This window comes from Streptomyces sp. R28, from assembly GCF_041052385.1.
Taxonomy (GTDB): Bacteria; Actinomycetota; Actinomycetes; order Streptomycetales; family Streptomycetaceae; genus Streptomyces.
On record NZ_CP163439.1, the window covers coordinates 3,631,301 to 3,651,779 of the forward strand.

General features: G+C 70.4%; 18 protein-coding genes and 2 tRNA genes. 4 read left to right on the plus strand and 16 right to left on the minus strand.

The features are described 5' to 3' along the window. Positions 1–284: 284 nt before the first annotated feature. The 3 genes from AB5J49_RS16055 to leuS form a co-directional block, all read right to left on the minus strand. Positions 285–1,130, minus strand: a complete 846-nt coding sequence (locus tag AB5J49_RS16055; protein WP_369169321.1) for a DegV family protein — start codon at positions 1,128–1,130, stop codon at positions 285–287. 93 nt (positions 1,131–1,223) lie between these two features. Continuing rightward, positions 1,224–1,967 (minus strand): hypothetical protein, encoded by a 744-nt coding sequence (locus AB5J49_RS16060; protein WP_369169322.1) that lies wholly within the window; start codon positions 1,965–1,967, stop codon positions 1,224–1,226. 268 nt (positions 1,968–2,235) lie between these two features. Continuing rightward, positions 2,236–5,109 carry a leucine--tRNA ligase gene (leuS, locus tag AB5J49_RS16065; RefSeq protein ID WP_369169323.1) on the minus strand — a complete coding sequence of 958 codons (2,874 nt, stop codon included), beginning with the start codon at positions 5,107–5,109 and terminating at the stop codon, positions 2,236–2,238. Positions 5,110–5,575: 466 nt separating this feature from the next. Between leuS and AB5J49_RS16070 the strand changes: the two genes are divergently transcribed. Together AB5J49_RS16070 and AB5J49_RS16075 are read left to right on the plus strand one after the other, a co-directional pair. Continuing rightward, positions 5,576–6,916, plus strand: a complete 1,341-nt coding sequence (locus AB5J49_RS16070; protein ID WP_369169324.1) for a cytochrome b/b6 domain-containing protein — start codon at positions 5,576–5,578, stop codon at positions 6,914–6,916. Continuing rightward, positions 6,913–8,526, plus strand: coding sequence for an NADH-ubiquinone oxidoreductase-F iron-sulfur binding region domain-containing protein (locus AB5J49_RS16075; RefSeq protein ID WP_369169325.1), 1,614 nt, complete (start codon positions 6,913–6,915; stop codon positions 8,524–8,526). The genes AB5J49_RS16070 and AB5J49_RS16075 overlap by 4 nt, the downstream gene beginning before the upstream one ends. A gap of 142 nt (positions 8,527–8,668) precedes the next feature. On the opposite strand, the gene AB5J49_RS16080 is transcribed toward AB5J49_RS16075, so the two are convergent. Then, a tRNA-Ala gene (locus AB5J49_RS16080) sits at positions 8,669–8,741 on the minus strand. A gap of 112 nt (positions 8,742–8,853) precedes the next feature. Between AB5J49_RS16080 and AB5J49_RS16085 the strand changes: the two genes are divergently transcribed. Continuing rightward, positions 8,854–10,062 carry a glycosyltransferase 87 family protein gene (locus AB5J49_RS16085; protein ID WP_369169326.1) on the plus strand — a complete coding sequence of 403 codons (1,209 nt, stop codon included), beginning with the start codon at positions 8,854–8,856 and terminating at the stop codon, positions 10,060–10,062. Here the strand turns inward: AB5J49_RS16085 and AB5J49_RS16090 are convergent. From AB5J49_RS16090 to AB5J49_RS16125, 8 genes are all read right to left on the minus strand, one after another. Continuing rightward, the gene (locus AB5J49_RS16090) at positions 10,052–10,285 is read right to left on the minus strand and encodes a hypothetical protein (RefSeq protein ID WP_003976229.1); all 234 of its coding nucleotides are present in this window, start codon (positions 10,283–10,285) and stop codon (positions 10,052–10,054) included. The genes AB5J49_RS16085 and AB5J49_RS16090 overlap by 11 nt on opposite strands. A gap of 505 nt (positions 10,286–10,790) precedes the next feature. Then, a tRNA-Ala gene (locus tag AB5J49_RS16095) sits at positions 10,791–10,863 on the minus strand. A gap of 113 nt (positions 10,864–10,976) precedes the next feature. Continuing rightward, positions 10,977–11,654: a histidine phosphatase family protein gene (locus tag AB5J49_RS16100; protein WP_369169327.1), complete on the minus strand. Its 678-nt coding sequence runs from the start codon at positions 11,652–11,654 to the stop codon at positions 10,977–10,979. Beyond that, positions 11,645–12,091, minus strand: a complete 447-nt coding sequence (gene rsfS / locus AB5J49_RS16105) for a ribosome silencing factor (protein ID WP_369169328.1) — start codon at positions 12,089–12,091, stop codon at positions 11,645–11,647. The genes AB5J49_RS16100 and rsfS overlap by 10 nt, the downstream gene beginning before the upstream one ends. 107 nt (positions 12,092–12,198) lie before the next feature. Continuing rightward, on the minus strand, positions 12,199–13,902 hold the full coding sequence (locus AB5J49_RS16110) for a LytR C-terminal domain-containing protein (protein ID WP_369169329.1): 1,704 nt from the start codon (positions 13,900–13,902) through the stop codon (positions 12,199–12,201). A gap of 26 nt (positions 13,903–13,928) precedes the next feature. Further along, positions 13,929–14,567 (minus strand): nicotinate-nucleotide adenylyltransferase, encoded by a 639-nt coding sequence (gene nadD / locus AB5J49_RS16115; RefSeq protein WP_369169330.1) that lies wholly within the window; start codon positions 14,565–14,567, stop codon positions 13,929–13,931. An 80-nt stretch (positions 14,568–14,647) separates the two neighbouring features. Continuing rightward, entirely contained in the window at positions 14,648–14,812 is a 165-nt protein-coding gene (locus AB5J49_RS16120) for a hypothetical protein (protein WP_048583900.1), read from the minus strand. Positions 14,813–14,943: 131 nt separating this feature from the next. Further along, complete coding sequence (locus tag AB5J49_RS16125; protein ID WP_093909385.1) at positions 14,944–15,105, minus strand: hypothetical protein; 162 nt, start codon at positions 15,103–15,105, stop codon at positions 14,944–14,946. Positions 15,106–15,241: 136 nt separating this feature from the next. Between AB5J49_RS16125 and AB5J49_RS16130 the strand changes: the two genes are divergently transcribed. Beyond that, a complete protein-coding gene (locus AB5J49_RS16130; protein ID WP_369169331.1) occupies positions 15,242–16,339 on the plus strand; it encodes a M48 family metallopeptidase in 1,098 nt (365 codons plus the stop codon). Positions 16,340–16,476: 137 nt separating this feature from the next. Here the strand turns inward: AB5J49_RS16130 and AB5J49_RS16135 are convergent, their stop codons facing one another. The 4 genes from AB5J49_RS16135 to AB5J49_RS16150 form a co-directional block, all read right to left on the minus strand. Beyond that, positions 16,477–17,577 carry a hypothetical protein gene (locus AB5J49_RS16135; protein WP_369169332.1) on the minus strand — a complete coding sequence of 367 codons (1,101 nt, stop codon included), beginning with the start codon at positions 17,575–17,577 and terminating at the stop codon, positions 16,477–16,479. Between the two features lie 121 nt (positions 17,578–17,698). After that, entirely contained in the window at positions 17,699–18,301 is a 603-nt protein-coding gene (locus AB5J49_RS16140; protein ID WP_369169333.1) for a hypothetical protein, read from the minus strand. Between the two features lie 175 nt (positions 18,302–18,476). Continuing rightward, complete coding sequence (locus AB5J49_RS16145; protein WP_369169334.1) at positions 18,477–19,763, minus strand: glutamate-5-semialdehyde dehydrogenase; 1,287 nt, start codon at positions 19,761–19,763, stop codon at positions 18,477–18,479. A 169-nt stretch (positions 19,764–19,932) separates the two neighbouring features. Beyond that, positions 19,933–20,397, minus strand: a complete 465-nt coding sequence (locus AB5J49_RS16150; RefSeq protein WP_369169335.1) for a hypothetical protein — start codon at positions 20,395–20,397, stop codon at positions 19,933–19,935. Positions 20,398–20,479: the final 82 nt, after the last annotated feature.

The following is a 20,479-nucleotide window of genomic DNA, read 5'->3' on the forward strand; positions in this document are numbered from 1 at the left end:
CTGCCGTGCCCGCCCCGGGACATGCATGCGTCGTCGATGGCGGGCTCGGCCGTCGGAGTCGGGGCCGCGCCCCGGGCCACTGGTTGCCGTCGTGGTACGTGTGCGTGATCGAAGTGCCATGCGACGAGGATCGGACACCTCGCCACACTCGCGATGATCTTGCTCAATTCCCGGGGATTACCGCCGAGTTGTGGATAACTCCGCCACCCACACGAGTGACGCACCCCGAAGAGCCCGCCTCCACGGCTGTGGCTAATCCGTCACCACGACCGCCCCCGTCACCTTCACCGCGGCGAAACCACAACCCCCAACAACCCAGGCCCGGTATGCGCCCCGATCACCGCCCCGACCTCACTCACATGCAGCTCAGCCAACCCCGGCACCCGCGCCCGCAAACGATCCGCCAGTGCCGACGCCCGGTCAGGGGCGGAGAGATGGTGCACCGCGATGTCGACCTGCGCGCTGCCCGCCCGCTCGGCAGCGATCTCCTCGAGGCGGGCGATCGCCCTGGATGCCGTCCGTACCTTCTCCAGCGGTCCGATCCGGCCGCCCTCCAGCTGCAGCAGCGGCTTCACCGCGAGCGCGGACCCCAACAGCGCCTGGGCGGCCCCGATACGGCCACCGCGGCGCAGATAGTCGAGGGTGTCGACGTAGAAGTAGGCGGCCGTGCCCCCGGCCCGCTTCTCCGCGGCGGTGACGGCCTCGTCCACCGTGCCGCCCGTCTCCGCCACCTCCGCCGCGGCGAGCGCGCAGAAGCCGAGCGCCATGGCGATCATCCCGGTGTCCACGACCCGCACCGGCACCGGTGCCTCGCGCGCCGCGAGGACCGCCGCGTCGTAGGTGCCGGAGAGCTCGGCGGACAGGTGCAGGGAGACGATGCCGGTGGCGCCGGACTCGGCGACCTTGCGGTAGTGCTCCGCGAAGACCTGCGGGCTGGGGCGCGAGGTGGTGACGGGGCGTCGCTTCTGCAACGCCTGGGCGAGGGAACGGGTCGAGATCTCGGTGCCCTCGTCCAGCGCCTGGCCGCCGACGACCACGGTCAGGGGCACCGCGGTGATGCCGTGGCGCTCCATCGTCCGCGGCGGCAGGTAGGCCGTTGAATCGGTGACGATCGCGACATGGCGGGACATGAGCTGGAGGTTACCTGGCGTAGCGCCCGGGCGGCAGTCCGACCCCTTTCACCTGGGAATGCCTTGACCGGATCAGCGCGGGCTCGGCCGTCCTCAAGTCGTGCTCTCGGGGCGGGGTTTCTTCTGCCAGGGGTACGTCGGGCGAGGGCCGGGCGGCGTGATGGCGGGCCGCGTAGGCTCCTCGGCCCGCTGCGGCTGAGGGCTGTCCGGCCAGGTCTGCTCGGTCGTCGCGGCGGCCTCGGTGGCCGGGGCCTCCGGCCACGGGGGCGGCGGCGGCGACGACGAGGGCTCCGTGGTCTGCCAGTGCCGCAGGGCGCCGGTCTCCACGTCGATCTGCGCGCTGAGGCTGTCCAGGTCGTCGTCGGCGAAGCGGTGGGCCCGGTCGCGGGCCGCCCAGCGCAGCGCATCCGCGGACTGGACGATGCGCTCGGTGCGCTCGCGCAGGTCGGGCAGCCGCTCGCCGAGCGTCGCCCGGTCCGGCTCGGACTCCAGGCGCCGCAGTTCGGCGTCCAGTTCGTGCCCGTGCGCGTTGAGTCGCTGGAAGAGGCCGAGGGACTCCTTGAGGGACTGGTCGTCGGTCGCGCCCGCGTGCAGCGCGTCCTGGGTGGCCCGCATGGAGGTGCGCAGCTTCAGCCGCAGCTGGGCGAGCTCTCCGACCGGGCCCGGCTGGGCGAAGGACTTGGCCCGCAGGGTGTGGTCCTCGACCGTGCGCCGGGCGTGGGTGATGGTTTCGTCGACGCGGCGCTTGGCGGCGCCGACCACCTTCACCGTGGCGTACGCGCCCAGCGCGACGAAGAGCACGAAGAGCAGGGCGACAACTGCGATCACTGCTTCCACGAGCTCCTCCTCCGACCGGCCGCGGCACACACCGCGTCACTCTTCAACGGTAAACGCAGCGGGCAGGCCCGGAGTTCCAACAGAACCCCGAACCTGCCCGTAGGGGATCACCCCGAGCCGATCACCATGCTCACGGCCGCCTCTGAGCCGATCACCATGCTCACGGCAGTCCCTGAGCCGTCCGCCGCGCTCACGTCAGTCCCTGAGCCGCCCGCCACCCTCACGGCGCCCGCCGAGCCCCGCCCGAACCCGCCCGATCGCCGAAGGCCTACGCCGGAACGATGTTCACCAGCTTCGGCGCCCGCACGATCACCTTGCGGATCCCCGCGCCGTCCAGCGCCGCCACGACCTTCTCGTCGGACAGCGCGACCTTCTCCAGCTCCTCCTCGGAGATGGCCGGCGAGACCTCCAGGCGGGCCTTGACCTTGCCCTTGATCTGCACGACGCAGGTGACGGTCTCGTCGACGACGTACGCCGGGTCGGCCACCGGGAAGTCCTGGTGCACCACCGAGTCCTCGTGGCCCAGCCTGCGCCACAGCTCCTCGGCGATGTGCGGGGCCAGCGGCGCGGCCATCAGCACCAGCGCCTCGGCGACCGAGTGCGGCAACGCCCCGCCCGCCTTGGTCAGGTGGTTGTTCAGCTCGGTGACCTTGGCGATGGCGGTGTTGAACCGCATGCCCTCCAGGTCCCCGCGCACCCCGTCGATCGCCTTGTGCAGTGCACGCAGCGTGTCCTCGTCGGGCTCGGCGTCGACCACCGTCACCTCACCGGTGGCCTCGTCGACGACGTTGCGCCACAGCCGCTGCAGCAGCCGGAACTGGCCCACCACCGCGCGCGTGTCCCACGGCCGGGACACGTCCAGCGGACCCATCGCCATCTCGTACAGGCGCAGCGTGTCGGCGCCGTACTCCGCGCAGATCTCGTCCGGAGTGACCGCGTTCTTCAGGGACTTGCCCATCTTGCCCAGCAGCCGGGAGACCTTCTCGCCCTGGTAGTAGTACGCGCCGTCGCGCTCCTCCACCTCGGCGGCCGGCACCGCGATGCCACGGCTGTCGCGGTAGACGTAGGCCTGGATCATGCCCTGGTTGAACAGCTTGTGGAACGGCTCCGCCGAGGAGACGTGCCCCAGGTCGAACAGGACCTTGGACCAGAAGCGCGCGTACAGCAGGTGCAGCACGGCGTGCTCGGCGCCGCCGACGTACAGGTCGACGCCGCCGTGCGGCTGGCCCTCGCGCGGGCCCATCCAGTACTGCTCGATCTCGGGGTCGACCAGCTGCTCGCTGTTGTGCGGGTCCAGGTAGCGCAGTTCGTACCAGCAGGAACCGGCCCAGTTGGGCATGGTGTTGGTCTCGCGCCGGTACTTCCTCGGTCCGTCGCCCAGGTCCAGGGTGACGTTGACCCAGTCCTCGTTGCGCGACAGCGGCGTCTCGGGCTGGGTGTCGGCGTCGTCCGGGTCGAAGGTGCGCGGCGAGTAGTCCTCGACCTCGGGCAGCTCCAGCGGCAGCATCGACTCGGGCAGCGCGTGGGCGATGCCGTCCTCGTCGTAGACGATCGGGAAGGGCTCGCCCCAGTAGCGCTGACGGCTGAACAGCCAGTCGCGCAGCCGGAAGTTGACCGTGCCCTCGCCGATGCCCTGGTGCTCCAGCCACTCGGTGATGCGCGCCTTGGCCTCGGCGACGCCCAGGCCGTCCAGGGAGACACCCTCACCGGTGGAGTTGATGATCTTCGCGTCGTACGACGCGAAGGCGTCCTCCCACGTCGAGGTGTCCGTACCCCGGCCGTCCGTCGGCTCGACGATGCAGTGGATCGGCAGCTCGAAGGCGCGCGCGAACTCGAAGTCGCGCTGGTCGCCGCACGGTACGGCCATGATCGCGCCGGTGCCGTAGCCCATCAGGACGTAGTCGGCGATGAAGACGGGGACCTTCTCGCCGTTGACCGGGTTGGTCGCGTACGAGCCGATGAAGACGCCGGTCTTGTCCTTGGCCTCGGCCTGCCGCTCGACGTCGGACTTCGAGGCGGCCTGCGCGCGGTAGGCGGCGACGGCCTCGGCCGGGGTCGCGTGACCGCCGGTCCAGACGTCGTGGGTGCCCTCGGGCCAGGCCTGCGGGGTGAACTTCTCGACCAGCGGGTGCTCGGGCGCCAGCACCATGTAGGTCGCGCCGAACAGGGTGTCGGGGCGCGTGGTGAAGACGGTGATGCGCTCGCCGTCCACGGGGAAGTCGACGCGGGCGCCCTCGGAGCGGCCGATCCAGTTGCGCTGCTGCAGCTTGATGGCCTCGGGCCAGTCCAGCGCGTCCAGGTCGTCCAGCAGCCGGTCGGCGTAGGCGGTGATGCGCATGTTCCACTGGCGCAGCTTGGCCTTGAAGACCGGGTAGTTGCCGCGCTCGGAGCGACCGTCGGCGGTGACCTCCTCGTTGGCCAGCACGGTGCCCAGGCCGGGGCACCAGTTGACCGGCGCGTCGGAGGCGTACGCCAGGCGGAACCCGCTCAGGACGTCGGCGCGCTCGGTGGCGCTCAGCTCGCTCCACGCGCGCGTGTGCCCCGGTACGGCACGCTCACCGGACTCGAAGGCGGCGACCAGCTCGGAGATCGGGCGGGCCTTCTTCGCCTCGTCGTCGTACCAGGAGTTGAAGATCTGCAGGAAGATCCACTGGGTCCACTTGTAGTAGTCCGGGTCGATCGTGGCGAAGGACCGGCGCTTGTCGTGGCCCAGTCCCAGCCGGCGCAGCTGGGACTTCATGTTCCCGATGTTGGCCTCGGTGGACACGCGCGGGTGCGTGCCGGTCTGCACGGCGTACTGCTCGGCGGGCAGGCCGAAGGCGTCGAAGCCCAGGGTGTGCAGGACGTTGTGACCGGTCATGCGCTGGAAGCGCGCGAAGACGTCGGTGGCGATGTACCCCAGGGGGTGACCGACGTGCAGGCCCGCACCGGAGGGGTACGGGAACATGTCCATGATGAACTTCTTGGGCCGGGCGACGGCCTCGGGGTCGCCCGCCAGGTCGCCCTTGGGGTTCGGAGCGGCGTACGTACCCTCGGCATCCCAGAAGTCCTGCCAGCGCGCCTCGATCTCGGCGGCCATGGCCGCCGTGTAGCGGTGCGGCGCGGCCACCTCGGCGGTGACAGCAGGGTTCGTCTCGCTCATGATCCTCAAAGCTCCATCGGTCGTCTCTGCCAGCGGCTGCGGTTCTCCGGAAACGAAAAAACCCCTCGCACAGGAGGGGACGCCGCGCCGATTCCGACCATCCGGTTGGCCCGGGGTCGGGACTGATCAGCGCGGCTCGCTAAGCAGAAGGCGTACGGCACGCATGGCGCCAGGGTACCGCAGCGCCGGAGCGCGTCGCGACGACCTTTCGACGGGGGGCGCGACAGCTTCCGGACGGGGGCGCGTGAACAATCGCGCGCCGAATTCCGTACCTGAGGGTTGTGAAGACCTGGAAAAGCTGAACAACCTTCAATTGTTACCTGGCGTAACAGTCGCTAAGGGACATCGCGAGCTCCTCGCAGCCCGTAGATAACAACGCAATAACTCAAACGCCGTACCCCCCGGTATGGAGCCACTTAGAGTGCGGCAGCGGGACCGCCTTCCCGAACCGCTCGGAGTTGCCCCCATGAACCCTCGTCGTAGTAACAGTTCGCTCCCCAGGACGGGCCGGTCGGCCTACGGGGTGGCGACCGCTGCTGTTCTGCTGCTCATACCCCTGGTCGTGCTGCTCGGCGGCACCTGGCTCCAGGAGTTCCTCAACTTCGGCGCCGGCGTCCTGTCGCTCGTCTGCCTCACCTGCTCGGTGATCTGGGGCCTCGTCGCCCAGGACCGGATGATCCTCAACACCCGCCAGCGGATCATCGCGCAGGGCATCCACCGGGTGACGGCCGTGGGCTCGATCGCGTTCCTCCTGGTGCACATCGGCGTGAAGCTGGCGCTGGACCACGCCAGCCCGATCGCCGCACTGATCCCCTTCAGCCTGGTGTTCGCCGGCGGCGACGAGATCCCGGGCAGCGCCTTCCTCATCGGCCTGGGCTCCCTGGCCGCCCTGCTCATGATCTTCGTGGGTGTCACCGGCGCCCTGCGCAACCAGTTCGCCTCCCCGGCGCCGGTCGCCGCGCGCTGGCGCGCGATGCACATGCTGGCCTACCCGGCCTGGTGCGCGGCCCTGATCCACGGCCTGTTCGCCGGCCGTCCCGCGAAGACGTTCTTCATGGTCAGCTACGAGCTGTGCGTGGTCGCCGTCGCCGCGGCCCTCGCGCTGCGCGCCTCCCCGCGCCCCGTCAAGCGCAAGTTCGCCGACCGGCTCGCCCAGATCATCGGCAACGAGCCCGGGGCCCGCGAGGACCTGGAGGAGAGCCGCGCGCGGGCCGCGTCCGGGTCCGCACTGCCGGGCTACGAGAACCAGCGCCGCCCCTCACGGCCGTCGCGCGAGGAGCGGACGGGCACCCTGCCCGGCATGCCCTCCACGCCTCCCTCCGCGGCGGAGTCCACGGGCGGCTTCGCCGCCGCCTACCGCGCGGTCTCACCCCGTTCCCAGGGCCGGCAGCAGCCCTACATGGCCGACCAGACCTCACGCATGGACATGCCCCTGGACATGCAGCCCACGGAGGCCATCCCGCGCGTCGACGGCCCGGGCAGCACCTCGGGCAGCTGGCCGATCCCGTCCCCGCCCCCCGTGGGCGAGGCACCCCCGTCGTCCTACGACCCGCTCAACGACACGGGCTACAACATCCCCGTCTACGACAATTCGGGCGCCCAGGGCTATGGCGCAGGCGCTGCGGGCTACGGCTCGAGTGATGTGTACGACACCGCTGAGACGAACGCCGTCTTCGGTACGTACAACCAGAACGACACGTACAACAACAGCGGTCCCGCCACTGAAACATTCCCCGGTGCCTCCTACGACTTCGACGCACCGGGGTCGGGCGAACCTTGGAACACGCCTTCCGGAGGCTTTAAGTGAACGAGGCCCTGCCCGACGTACCCGAAGTCCGCGTAGTCGGACTTCCTCAGCTCACGTCGGGCTTCGACCTTGTCGAAAGGCTCGATCTGCCCATGCATCTGAAGGTGCACGGGCCGCTCGAACCGATGGGCGGCGAGCAACTCGCGAAGCTCGCCGAGAACATCAACCTGAAGGGCCGCGGCGGCGCGGGCTTCCCCTTCCACAAGAAGCTGCGCACGGTCGCCGAGGCCGCGATCAAGCGCGGTGTACGACCGGTCGTCGTCGTCAACGGCAGTGAGGACGAACCGGCCTGCCGCAAGGACACGGTGATGATCAACCGTGCCCCCCACCTCATCCTGGACGGCGCGCTGCTGTGCGCCGAAGCCCTGGGTGCCCGCACGCTCGTGGTGGGGGTCACCCGGGAATCGACCCAGCGCTCCATGGAGGCCGCCCTCGCCGAGCGCGGTCTCAGCAACAGCCGTCGGTCCGCGCTACGCGCGTTCGTGCAGCGCAACCCGGTGCGCATGGTCACCGGCGCCGCCGCCTCCCTGATCCGCTCGATCGACGGCGGCCCGGCCATCCCGTCCGGCCGCAAGGTCAGCGCCTCGCAGAACGGCGTCGGCGGCGCCCCGACCCTGCTGTCCAACGCCGAGACGTTCGCGCAACTCGCGATCGCCGCCCGCATCGGCCCGGAGCGCTACGGCAACACCGGTCTGTACGACGAGCCGGGCACCGTCATGCTCACGGTCTCCGGCGCGGTCGCCCGCCCGATGGTCATCGAGGTTCCCACGGGCGTACCACTGCGCTACGTCCTCCAGCTCGCCGGCGCCCCGCCCGTTCCCCAGGGCGTGCTGACCGGCGGCTACCACGGCAAGTGGATCGACGCGGCGACGGTCAACGAGGCGATCGTCTCCCGCAACTCCCTGGACGCGGTGGGCGGTGCACTGGGCGCCGGCGCGATCCTGCCGATCACTCAGGAGACCTGCCCGCTGGGCGAGTCACTGCGGGTGGCGCAGTGGCTGGCCGAGGAGAGCGCGGGGCAGTGCGGCCCCTGCTACCTCGGTCTGCCGGCCGCCGCGCGCGGCCTGGAGGACATCCTCAACGGCGGTGGCCCCGCCGCCCTGGAGGCGCTCAAGCAGGTCGCCAAGAACGTGAAGCGGCGCGGCGCGTGCTCGCACCCGGACGGCTCCGCGATGTTCCTGGAGTCGACCATCAAGGCGTTCACCGACGACCTCGCGGCACACGTCCTCGGCAACGGCTGCGGACGGCCCGTGGAGGGAGTTCTGCCCCTCTTCGAGGGCGGCAGGGCGCCTTCGGGCATCCCGGGCGGCGCCGAGTCGGAGGAGAACGGCCCCAGCCGCCAGAAGATCCACGTCGACTGGACCCTGTGCCGCGGCCACGGCCTGTGCGCGGACATCCTCCCGGAGGTCTTCCAACTCGGCGCCGACGGCTTCCCGACCGTCGCTCAGGCGAAGGTCCCGCGCTACGCCGAGGCCAAGGCCCTGCGCGCGGTACGCCGTTGCCCCGCCCTCGCCCTGCGCATCGAGGAGGACACCCGCGCGCAGGACTCCTCCCGCAACAACCTGCCGGTGCTCTCCCAGGGCCGCGGCAGGCGCGCCCTGGGCCGCTGAGGCGCCCTGAGCCCGGGCACGCACGCGTAGAGGGGCCGTCCGATCGGACGGCCCCTCATTTCCATGGCTGCCCCTGAAGGCGACGGGCTGCCGACAAACGAAAAGATCCCGCCGGATCGAATCGATCCGGCGGGATCTGCTGTGGAGCTAAGGAGAATTGAACTCCTGACCTCCTGCATGCCATGCAGGCGCTCTACCAACTGAGCTATAGCCCCTTGCCATGTCCCTCCGGGTTCCCCCGGCGGCGACGCCAACATTACCGGTCGACCTCGTGCAGCACCAAATCGTTTCCAGTCCGCACCGATACGGGCACTAATGTCAGGTTCTGTGACCGCGATCGCGCCCCCCGGAGTTCACCGTCGGGTGCCGGTCGCCCTGGGTTCCTGCCTGGTCTCCTTCGCCGCGTTCTGGGTGGCCCAGCGGGCCGCGCACGTGTCGATGATCGACCTGATGGTGTATCGGGCCGAGGGCGCGACCGTAAGGGCCGGAGGCGACCTGTACGCGCTGCGGACGACGGCCGCCCGGTTGCCGACCACCTACCCGCCGTTCGCCGCCCTGCTGTTCACTCCGCTGACGCTCCTCGACACGGCGACCATGCGCATCCTGGCAACGGCTGGGAACCTCGCGCTGCTCATGGTGTTCGTCCGGCTGTCGCTGCGTCTGGTCGGGCACGCGCGCGTGGAGAGCGTCTGGTGGGTCGCGGCGGTGGCCGTGTGGTGTGAGCCGGTGTGGACGACGCTGCGGTACGGGCAGATCAACCTGCTGCTCGCCGTCCTGGTTCTGTGGGATCTGTCACGGCGCCCGGGAGACCGCTGGGCCGGCGTCGGCATCGGGCTCGCGGCGGCCGTCAAGCTGACGCCCGCCCTGTTCGCGGTGTTCCTGCTCGTCACCGGTGTCGTGGCCCGGCGCCGGCACGGCTCCGGCGGGCCCTGGCTGCGGCACGCGCGCGGGGCGGCCGCCTGGTTCATCGGGGCGACCCTGACGGCCGCGGCCGTACTGCCGTACGACTCCTGGCGCTTCTGGAGCCGCATGGTGTTCGCGGCGGGGCGCGTCGGGTACGCCGAGGACACCGCGAACCAGGCCCTGCGCGGGGTTCTCGCGCGCCTGCTGCACACTCCGGAGCCCGGGGCCGCCTGGATGGTCACGGCGGCCGTGGTGGGCGTGGCAGGGCTGGGCGTGGCCGTGGCGGCGGAGTTGGACGGGCGGCGGGCCTGGGCGGTGACGTCGTGTGCGGTGACGGCGCTGCTCGTCAGCCCGGTGTCCTGGTCGCACCACTGGGTCTGGTGCCTGCCTGTCGTCCTGCTCCTCGGCACGCACGCGTACCGGGCCGCCGCCGTGAGCGCGCTGCTGGTCTTCTCCTCGTACGCCCTGTGGTGGGTGCCGCACGGCGCGGGACGGCACGAACTGCGCCAAAGCGGCATCGAGTTGACGTTGTCCGCCCTCTACGGGACGGCGGGTTGCCTTTTCCTCTTGATCGCCGGGGTCACCCTCAGGAACCCCGGCCCCGGTCAGGACGCGCCGAAGATCAAGCCGTGACGAAGGAATAGAAGCGCTTGAGCGTGCAGTGTTCTTCGAGGAGACGGCCGTAGATCGGTTCGCCCTCGAGTTCACGGTACGTCTCGATCGGATCGCCTTTTATGATCAGCGCCCGCGCGCATTCCTCGCACCAGTACTGGTAGTCGGGGTTCACCGGTTCCATGTCACGGACGATCGGCGTTCCGCTGCCGCACCAGTCGCACTTTCGCCTGTGTGCACCCATCGATCAGCTCCAGCTGTGGCCGCAGGCCGTGCACACGTAGGAAATTCCGCCGTTGTCCCCGAGGAGCTGGGCGACATGGACGGAGCCACAGGAAGGGCAGCTGAGGCGGGTGATCGTATCCCGTGTCAAGGCTGCTGCGAAGAGGTGACCGACCTCTTCGAGGATGCTCGCAGGCATCACTACTCCCTCCCGTCGGGCCGCGCTCCCTTCCGGCCGTTTGATTCTGCCACGGCCGGACCAATACGGTCAGCGACGCCTCAGTACCAGTCCGGACACGGCAGCCTCCTGGCGACCGCACGAACCGAGCGAACACGCACCCCAAGCGCCTCCTGAGAGGTATACGCCTGCGAGGCCCAAGTGACTCAAGCCGGACCCGAACGGTTCAGCGAGGCGAGTGCCGCGCGCGAACCGGCCACGGAAGCCCGGCCGTTGATCCGGGCGCCCGCCGCAGATACCAGAAGATCCCGCCGATCGAAGGGATCGGCGGGATCTTGTTGTCTCGCTGTGGAGCTAAGGAGAATTGAACTCCTGACCTCCTGCATGCCATGCAGGCGCTCTACCAACTGAGCTATAGCCCCTTGTGTTGTCCCGCTCGGCGGGGCGAACAAGAAGAACTTTAGCCTGCGACCTGCCGGAAAGTGAAATCCGGGTCCCGGGTCGTCCCGGCCGGGACCGCCGGCGTCAGTCGTCGTCAGTCGTCGTCGCCGAGCACGGGCTCCGGCAGGGTGCCGGCGTTGTGCTCCAACAGACGCCAGCCGCGGGCACCCTCGCCCAGGACGGACCAGCAGCAGTTGGTGAGACCGCCGAGGCTCTCCCAGAACCGGGGCTCCAGGCCGAGGAGGCGGCCGATGGTCGTACGGATCGTGCCGCCGTGGCTGACCACGACGAGCGTGCCGTCGTCGGGCAGCTTCTCGGCGTGCCGGAGGACCACGGGGGCGGCGCGTTCGGCGACCTCGGTCTCCAGCTCACCGCCGCCGCGGCGCACCGGCTCACCGCGCTTCCACGCGGCGTACTCCTCGCCGTGGCGCTCGATGATCTCCTCGTGCGTCAGGCCCTGCCAGACGCCCGCGTAGGTCTCGCGCAGGCCCTCGTCGTGCGTCACCTCCAGGCCGGTGAGCGCGGCCAGCTCGGCGGCCGTGTTCGCGGCGCGCTGGAGGTCGGAGGCGATGATCGCGTCCGGCTTGAGGCCCGCGAGCAGCCGGGCGGCGCGGCGGGCCTGGGAGATGCCGGCCTCGGTGAGGGCGACGTCCGTGGAGCCCTGGAAGCGGCGCTCCACGTTCCAGGAGGTCTGGCCGTGCCGCCACAGGATGACGCGGCGGCCCCGGCCGGACCTGCCCGCGGTCACCTCGCCGGTGGCGCTCACCGCCACTCACCACCCAGCTCGGCGGCCTCCTCGTCGGCCTGTAGCTTGGCGTGCTCCGCGGCCTTGCCGCGGGTGGCCCTGGCGTCGTCGGGCAGCTCGAGCTCGGGGCAGTCCTTCCACAGCCGCTCCAGGGCGTAGAAGACGCGCTCCTCGCTGTGCTGGACGTGCACCACGATGTCGACGTAGTCGAGCAGCACCCAGCGGGCCTCGCGGTCGCCCTCACGGCGCACCGGCTTGGCGCCGAGCTCCTTCAGGAGCCGCTCCTCGATCTCGTCGACGATCGACTTGACCTGGCGGTCGTTGGGCGCGGAGGCCAGCAGGAAAGCGTCCGTGATCGACAGGACGTCGCTCACGTCGTAGGCGATGATGTCGTGCGCGAGCTTGTCGGCGGCCGCCTGTGCGGCGGTGGTGACGAGCTCGAGAGAACGGTCGGTAGCGGTCACTACAAGGCTTTCGGGTCGGCGGTCGGTTGACCTCAAGGGTCTCATGGACCGCCGACAGCACCCCACGTGATTATCGGCTCACGTGGGGTGCCCCGGTGCCTCGCCTGCTACGAGGACGACGGTTCGTAGTCCTGGCCGAGGACCACCGAGACGTCCGCGTTCGCGGACACGTCCCCCTTGGTGACCGCTGCGGAGGACAGGCCCAGGGTCTTGGCGACCTCGGTGGCGTTGTCCTTGTCGGCGGCGTCGGCGTAGACGACCTCGGACGTGGCCGCGGTGGACGCCGAACCGCCCTCCAGGAAGGTGAAGCCGCCGTTCAGCAGTACCACCCGGGCCTTGTCGGTGTTGCCCTTGACGCCGCTGGCGTTGCGGACGGAGACGCGGACTGCGGCGTCCTTGTCGGGGCTCTTGGCGGTGCCGCCGAGGACGTCCTTGACGACACTGGCGCCCGCCTGTGCGCTCAGCGTGCCGTCGGTCTGGACGGGCAGCAGAGCCGTCTTGTAGTCGCCGCCCTTGGCGAGGTCGGCGAGCTTGGCGAGGAAGGCGCCGAGGTCCTTGTCGGTCAGCGGCGGCTCGATGATCATCCCGAGCGTCTGCACGGTGGTCGTCGCGCCCTGGGTGTCCGAGGTCAGCTTGCGCAGCACGGCCTGCATGACCTGCCCGAACCGCTCCAGCTGGGCGTTCGGGGCCTCGCCCGGGGCGCTGTAGGTCGCGTAGGCGACGGCCATCTTGCCGCTGAGGGTCTGGGCCTCGCCCTTGCGCACGAGGGGCGCGGCGCCCTTGGACTTGGCGCCCGGGTCGGGCACGTCGGTGTCGGTGTCGACGTCGATGTTGCCGACCAGGTCGACGAGGTTCTGCAGGTAGGGGGTGTCCAGTCGCCAGGTGCCCTGGATCTCGGTGCCGAGGACGGTGTCGATCGCGTCGCGCGTCCCGGAGGATCCGTCGTCGTCGACCGACTTGGCGAGGGTGGTCGTGGAGCCGTCGTCGCCGGTCAGGGCGAGGGAGTTGGGCAGCAGGACGGTGGTGCCCCGGTTGGTGGTGGTGTTGTCGACGAGCAGCGCCGTGGAGGTGCCGCCCTTCTTGGTGTTGTGCAGGTGGACGACGATCACGTCCCGCTTCTGGGCGCCCACGGCCGTCGCGGTGCCCTCCTTGCGGTCGGGCGACGACAGGCCGGGCAGCTTCCCGGCGTACCAGAGGTAGCCGACGCCGCCGGCCGCGGCGACCGCCAGGACGACCACGAGCGCGATCACCCGCGCGCGTGCCCGCCGCCGGGCCTCTTCACGGCGCTCGGTGCGGTTCTCCGTGAACTTCAGCCAGTCGATGACGTCCTCGGAGTCCGAGTCGGGCTCCTCGACGAAGGCGAACTGCTCGGTGCGGTAGTCCCGTTCGCCCCGGTCCTGGGCCACCTGCTCCTCGACCGGCCCGGCCTGGTGCGGGATGTACGCGGTCTGCTCGGCGACGCGGTGCTGCTGACCGCTGGTGGCGGTACGGCCGTACGGGTCGTACGGCGGCGAGTGTCCGCCGGCCTGCTGCTGGTGGTGGTGCGTGCCGGTGCCGTACGGGTCGTAGGCGGGCGTGGGCGGCTGCTGACCGGTGTCGCCGCTGCCGTAGGGGTCGTACGGCGGGACCGGCTGCTGTCGGCCGGTCGCGTACGGATCGTAGCCGTACCCCTGCTGTGCGTAGGGGTCGTACGACTGCTGGGGCGGCTGCTGCTGTGGCGGGACCTGTCGGTACACCGGCCGCCCGTACTCGTCGTAGCCGACGACTTCGTACTGGTCATCCCCGTACCCCGCGTCGTATCGGTCGTTCACCGGTTGCCCCTCTCGGCTCACTCGCCTCACTCGCCGCGGTACAGATCGCGCTTGTCGATGTAGCGCACGACTCCGTCCGGCACCAGATACCAGATGGGGTCGCCCTTTGCGACTCTCGCGCGGCAATCGGTGGACGAGATGGCCAGCGCGGGAACCTCGACCAACGACACGCCGCCCTCCGGGAGCCCGGAGTCGTCGAGGTGATGGCCGGGCCGGGTGACCCCGATGAAGTGCGCGAGGGAGAACAGCTCCACCGAGTCCCGCCAGGTCAGGATCTGGCCGAGGGCGTCTGCGCCGGTGATGAAGAAGAGGTCGGTGTCCGGGTTGAGCGCACGCAGGTCACGCAGGGTGTCCACGGTGTACGTCGGGCCGCCGCGGTCGATGTCGATGCGGCTGACGGAGAACTGCGGGTTCTCGGCGGTGGCGATGACCGTCATCAGATAGCGGTCCTCGGCCGGGGAGACGTGTCGGTGACTCTTCTGCCACGGCTGACCGGTCGGCACGAACATGACCTCGTCGAGGTGGAACTGCGCGGCGACCTCGCTGGCCGCGACGAGGTGGCCGTGGTGGATCGGATCAAACGTTCCACCCATGACGCCGAGGCGGCGCTTGCCGTGGCTCGACGGGCCGCTTCCGGGGCCGGTAGGCATGTCCTGCTCTCCCATGCGTGCAGACCCTACCGGCCCCGCCTGAGGGGCTTCGGCCGACAGCTGCCCGGGCGGACCGGGAGGGGCCTGGTCGGGACTCAGCGGTCGCGGTTGAAGCGGGTGGTGATCCACAGCAGGAGCAGCAGGATGACGAATGCGCCACCCCCGGTGAGCAACGGGCTGATGCTGTTGTGGTTGCCACCGTGTTCCTCGCCCTCGGCGGCGAGGGTGACCAACTGGGCAGCGGCGCTGTGGAAGCTCATCTTCGGCGTGACCTATCGCGTGTGGGCGGGATAAAGATGTCGGCTCATCGTAAGCGGGCCCCATCACGGCGATCACGCCGACTCCACCGTTGGGGCGCCTGCGACGGCCCGCCGGGAACCTTCCCGGGGGCTCACTCGTCCTTCCGCCTGTAGCCCCGCAACAGGAACCACGCGGTCAGCACACAACCCACGACCATCACGATCAGTACGACCCGGAGCAGATTCCCCGCCCCCTGCTGCTCGGCCGCGCTCGCGGCCTCGGTGAGCCAGGCGGCTGCGGGGTTGTGCTCCATGGCGCGGAACTCCTTCGCTGTAGTGCCCGTCCACGGTAACTCCGCCTAGGCTGGGCTCTGCTTCGGGGGCGCAAAGGGCTGAACAAGGCTCCGCAAAGGGCCGCAGAGAGCCATCCACACGCACATGGGGGAAGACATGTCCGACGGCCACGAGCACAACGGGCACGAGCACGTACCGAGCAGGCAGCGCAGGCGTTTCCCGGGGATCTCCTCGCGTGCGTACGAGCACCCGGCGGACCGCTCGGCCCTGGTGGCCCTGCGCAAGCTCAGCGGCTTCGACACGGTCTTCAAGGCCCTGAGCGGCCTGCTGCCCGAGCGCAGCCTCCGCCTGCTGTTCCTGTCCGACTCGGTGCGGGTGTCGGACCAGCAGTTCGCGCACCTCAACGACATGCTGCGGGACGCCTGTTACATCCTGGACCTGGAGAAGGTCCCGCCGATGTACGTCAACCAGGACCCGGTGCCGAACGCCATGTGCATCGGCCTGGACGAGCCGATCATCGTGGTCACCACGGGGCTGCTGGAGCTGCTCGACGAGGAGGAGATGCGGGCGGTGGTCGGCCACGAGGTGGGCCACGCCCTCTCCGGCCACTCGGTCTACCGCACGATCCTCCTCTTCCTGACCAGCCTGGCCGTCCGGGTCGCCTGGATCCCGCTGGGCAACCTCGCGATCATGGCGATCGTGACGGCGCTGCGGGAGTGGTTCCGCAAGTCGGAGCTGTCCGCGGACCGGGCGGGTCTGCTCGTCGGCCAGGACCTCCAGGCCTCGATGCGCGGTCTGATGAAGCTCGCGGGCGGCCACCACCTGCACGAGATGAACGTGGACGCGTTCCTGAAGCAGGCAGAGGAGTACGAGGCGGGCGGCGACCTGCGCGACTCGGTCCTGAAGATCCTGACCGTCCTGCCCCGCTCCCACCCCTTCACCACGGTCCGCGCGGCCGAGCTGAAGAAGTGGGCCGAGTCCCGCGACTACCAGCGGATCATGGACGGCCACTACCCGCGCCGCGCGGAGGACAAGGACACGTCCGTCACCGACTCCTTCCGCGAGTCCGCGTCCCACTACGCCACCCACGTGAAGTCCTCCAAGGACCCCCTGATGAAGCTGGTCACGGACATCGCCGACGGCGCGGGGGACCTGGGCGGCCGGGTACGAAGGGGCTTCGGCGGCTTCACGAGCGCCCCGCCGAAGGACGAGCCGCGGCGGGACGAAGGCGACGACCGCGGCACCGACAACTGACGGAACTGCGAAAGGGCATTTCAGCCCGTCCGTGGGCCGCAGGCCCCCAGACGGGGGTGCGAACAGGCAGCGCCCCTGGGGATGGGACGGGCGGGGGCGGCTGCATTGATCAGCGGCTCCGCCGCGGGCCGCCCGGCTCACACCTTCGGCTGGGACCCCGCCGCCAGCGACCCGCACAGCGCCGTCGCCCCGCCCGTGGCATACGGGTCGGTCCCGGCCGGCCCGCCCTCCTTCGCCGTCTGCCCCGCCAGCAGCGGATGCAGCCGGTTCGTGGAGTCCTCGGCACACGACAGCGGCCCCGCCTGGACGTACGAGACGACCAGCTGGGCCTGATTCAGCCGCAGGTCCTCACGGTCGAACCGGAAGTGCAGCTCCCGGCGCACGGTGAACAGCGACGCCTCAGCAGCCTGCTTACCGGCGCCCGCCGTCTCATCCGCACGGGCCTCCACCGCCCGCAGCGCGTACACAAACGTGTGATCGGCCGTGACCTCGAGTGTCGACGCGTCGGTCTCCGCGGCCTGCAGCGTCCCCTGCACCCGGATCTTGCGATCGGCCAGCTCGGCCTGAGCCGGATCGAACCGAACCAGCCACCCGGTCGGCGCATGCCGCCCGTCCGCCGCCGGATGGCTGAAGCTCTGGTCGAACTGGTCCAGTTGGTCGGGATCGAGCAGCACCCGCACCGGACGGATCTGGTCCGCGGTGAGCACCTCGGGATAGAGCGACGACCGCACGATGTAGTCCTTGGCGATACTCAGCGCGTTCGTCACCTGACTGTCCGAGAAGTGCGCGGTACGCCGCGCGGCCGGCAGCGGAATGCCCTCCGCGCCGATGCGGAACTGCGCGGCGGGACTCTGCGCGTACAGGTGGTCGGTGTCGCCCGTCCCGGGCACCTTGCCCTGCGGGGCGAGAGGGATGACGGTCATCCGCAGGGGCTCGGCGAGCGGTCCGGACCCGGCGGGGTCCTGATAGGGATGCCGTACACCCATATAGATCGCCGTACCGAAGGCCACGGCGATCAACAGGACCAGGATCAGCGCCTGCCGGGACAGGCCCCGGCGCAGTGGTGGACGGCGGCGTACGGCGGGCGCGTGGTCGGCGATGCGCTCCTGTGCGGAGAACTCCTGAAGGCGGGCAGCACGGACGAACGACTCGTCGAAGACGACGGATCGGTACTCGTCCTCGCCACCTCCGGGGCCGCCCTCGGGTGTCCCCTCGGGTGGGTCTCCAGGCCCTCCCATATCTTCAGGGTAGGTCGCGGGGAGCCCCGATAAACGCCCTGGTACACGACAAGTTCTGACAGGTTCCCACCAGGATGGTCAGGCAGCTCTGAGCAACGCTCAGGCCCTCGATCCGGCCCGTTCAGGGCGTGCGCGGGATGGCTGAGATGGCCGGCCGGGAGCGATCGGCGGAGGCGGAGGGAGCCGCTCCGCTGCCCTGTTCGAGCCCGGTGGACGCAGGCGGCGTGATCTGGTCCCGGCCGCTGGAGGAGGCCCCGCGGTAGACCGCCGCGAAAGCCAGCGCGACCATGCCGACACCCATCACGAGGGCGAGCACCCAGGCGACGGGACGGTGCCAGCGGACCTGCTTGCCGTACATCCCGGGAGCGCCGTAGCGGTCCTCGAGTATGTCCGTGTCGTCCAGATCGTCGAGCTCGGGATCATGGCCGAAACCGATGCGATCCTCGGGGCCGTACCCGTCGTCGAACCGCTCGCCCCGGCCGTGCGCCCGGCGCGCTTCCGCTTCGGAGGCCTCCGCTCTCGCCTGGGCGGCGGCCAGGAGGCGCTCGACTGCGGTCGGCTCGTGCACCACGGCCGCCCGCACGAAGGCCTCGTCGAAGACCACGGAGGCGAACTCTTCGTCCGACACCCCGCGGTCGTGGTCGTCGTCGGGCTCCCAGCCGTCAGGGAACGGCGTGCCCCCCACGTCCTCCGGCACGGATCCAGAGTAGTCCTGGGGGGTCAATTTGGGCAGACGGTATGGAGATTCATCCGCCTTGTGAGACACCTCGGGTGCGGCACTGAGGCAGCCCGGGAGCGCGTGTCGGGCGCATATGCCCTGGCCGCGCGCCGTGCGCCGTCAATGCCTCCGACACGCCCCCTGCAGCACCGCATACGGCTCACAGGGCGGCCGCCGCGGCTCAGCGCCGTACGTGCCCGTCCCCCGTGACGATGTACTTCGTGCTGGTCAGCTCCGGCAGCCCCATCGGACCGCGGGCGTGCAGCTTCTGCGTGGAGATGCCGATCTCCGCGCCGAAGCCGAACTGGCCGCCGTCCGTGAAGCGGGTGGAGGCGTTCACCGCGACCGTCGTGGAGTCGACCAGCTGGGTGAACCGGCGGGCGGCCTGCTGCGAGGTGGTCACGATGGCCTCGGTGTGGCCGGAGGTCCACAGGCGGATGTGCTCGACGGCCTTGTCCAGCGAGTCCACCACCGCGGCGGCGATGTCGTACGACAGGTACTCGCTCTCCCAGTCCTCGGCCGTGGCCTCCACGACGGTCGCCTTGGAGTCCTTGGCGTACGCCAGCACCCTCTCGTCGGCGTGCACGGTCACCCCGGCCTCCGCGAGGGCGTCCAGGGCGCGCGGCAGGAACTCGGGGGCGATGTCCTGGTGGACCAGGAGGGTCTCGGCGGCGTTGCAGACGCTGACCCGCTGGGCCTTGGAGTTGATCAGGATGTCGATCGCCATGTCGAGGTCGGCGTGGGCGTCGACGTAGACGTGGCAGTTGCCGGTGCCGGTCTCGATGACGGGAACGGTCGACTCCGACACGACGGTCTGGATCAGGGAGGCGCCGCCGCGCGGGATCAGCACGTCGACGAGGCCGCGGGCCCGCATCAGCTCGCGCACGCTCTCACGGCTCTCCCCGGGCACCAGCTGCACGGCGTCGGCAGGCAGCCCGGCCCCGCCCACGGCGTCCCGGATCACCCGGACGAGTGCCGTGTTCGACTCGTACGCCGAGGCCGAGCCGCGCAGCAGCGCGGCGTTGCCGGACTTCAGGCAGAGGGCGGCGGCGTCCACGGTGACGTTCGGGCGGGCCTCGTAGATGATCCCGACGACGCCGAGCGGGACGCGGACCTGGCGCAGGTCGATGCCGTTGGGGAGGGTCGAGCCGCGGACGACCTCGCCGACGGGGTCGGGCAGCGCGACGACGTCCCGCACATCGGCGGCGATGGCCCGCACGCGCTCCGGGGTGAGCGTCAGCCGGTCGATGATCGCCTCGCTGGTGCCGGCCTCGCGGGCCTTGGCGATGTCCTTGGCGTTGGCCTCGACGATTTCGCTCGTACGGACCTCCAGGGCGTCCGCGATGGCGAGCAGCGCGTCGTCCTTCTCGGCCCGCGGCAGCGGGGCGAGGTCGGCGGCGGCGGCCTTGGCGCGGTAGGCGGCCTGGGTGACCGGGGACATGGAGTCGTACGGCGAAAGCGTGGTCATGAAAGAAGGGTAGTGCGACCGGGGCCGGCGTCCTGCCGCTGTCCCATCTCCCGAGACAGAACCGATACGCGCCTCTCGCCCTCTTTTGCTCCCACGCGCCGCGACCGTCGATTGAGGAACCGCGACGACGCGCGACCAGGTCCGCGAGAGCGGCGCCGGTGCAGGCGCGCTAGAAGGGATGGACGCCCACGGGGGTCGCCGGTGCCGGCCCGTAGCCTTCCGCTACCCGCTGGTGGTAGGTCTCGCGGTCGATGACCTCCAGGCCGACGATCTCCCAGGGTGGCAGCCCCGCGCTCTGCCGGTGCTCGCCCCACAGGCGCAGGGCGACGGCGGCCGCGTCGTGCAGGTCACGGGCCTCTTCCCAGTAGCGGATCTCGGCGTGGTCGGGGGCGTACCTGCTGGTCAGCAAAAAGGGGTGGTCGTGGGCGAGCTGTTCGAGGGCGCGCCGCAGCTCCTTCAGCGGGGCCTCCTGGCCGGAGACGCTGAGGGTGACGTGCCACAGGCGGGGCAGGTCCGCAGGCTCCTCGTACCGGTCGCCGGCCGCGACGCTCGTCAATGCGCGCTCCTCACCGGCCGCACGGGACGAGGCCCCACCGCCACCACGGGACGCCGTCCCAGGGCGCACTCGTCTCACAACGGCCTCCTTTGCGCAGTGACCGACTCGGTGGTCGTGCGGAATGTCCCTGAGACAAAGTTGAGCAGGCCGCAAGGGCTCG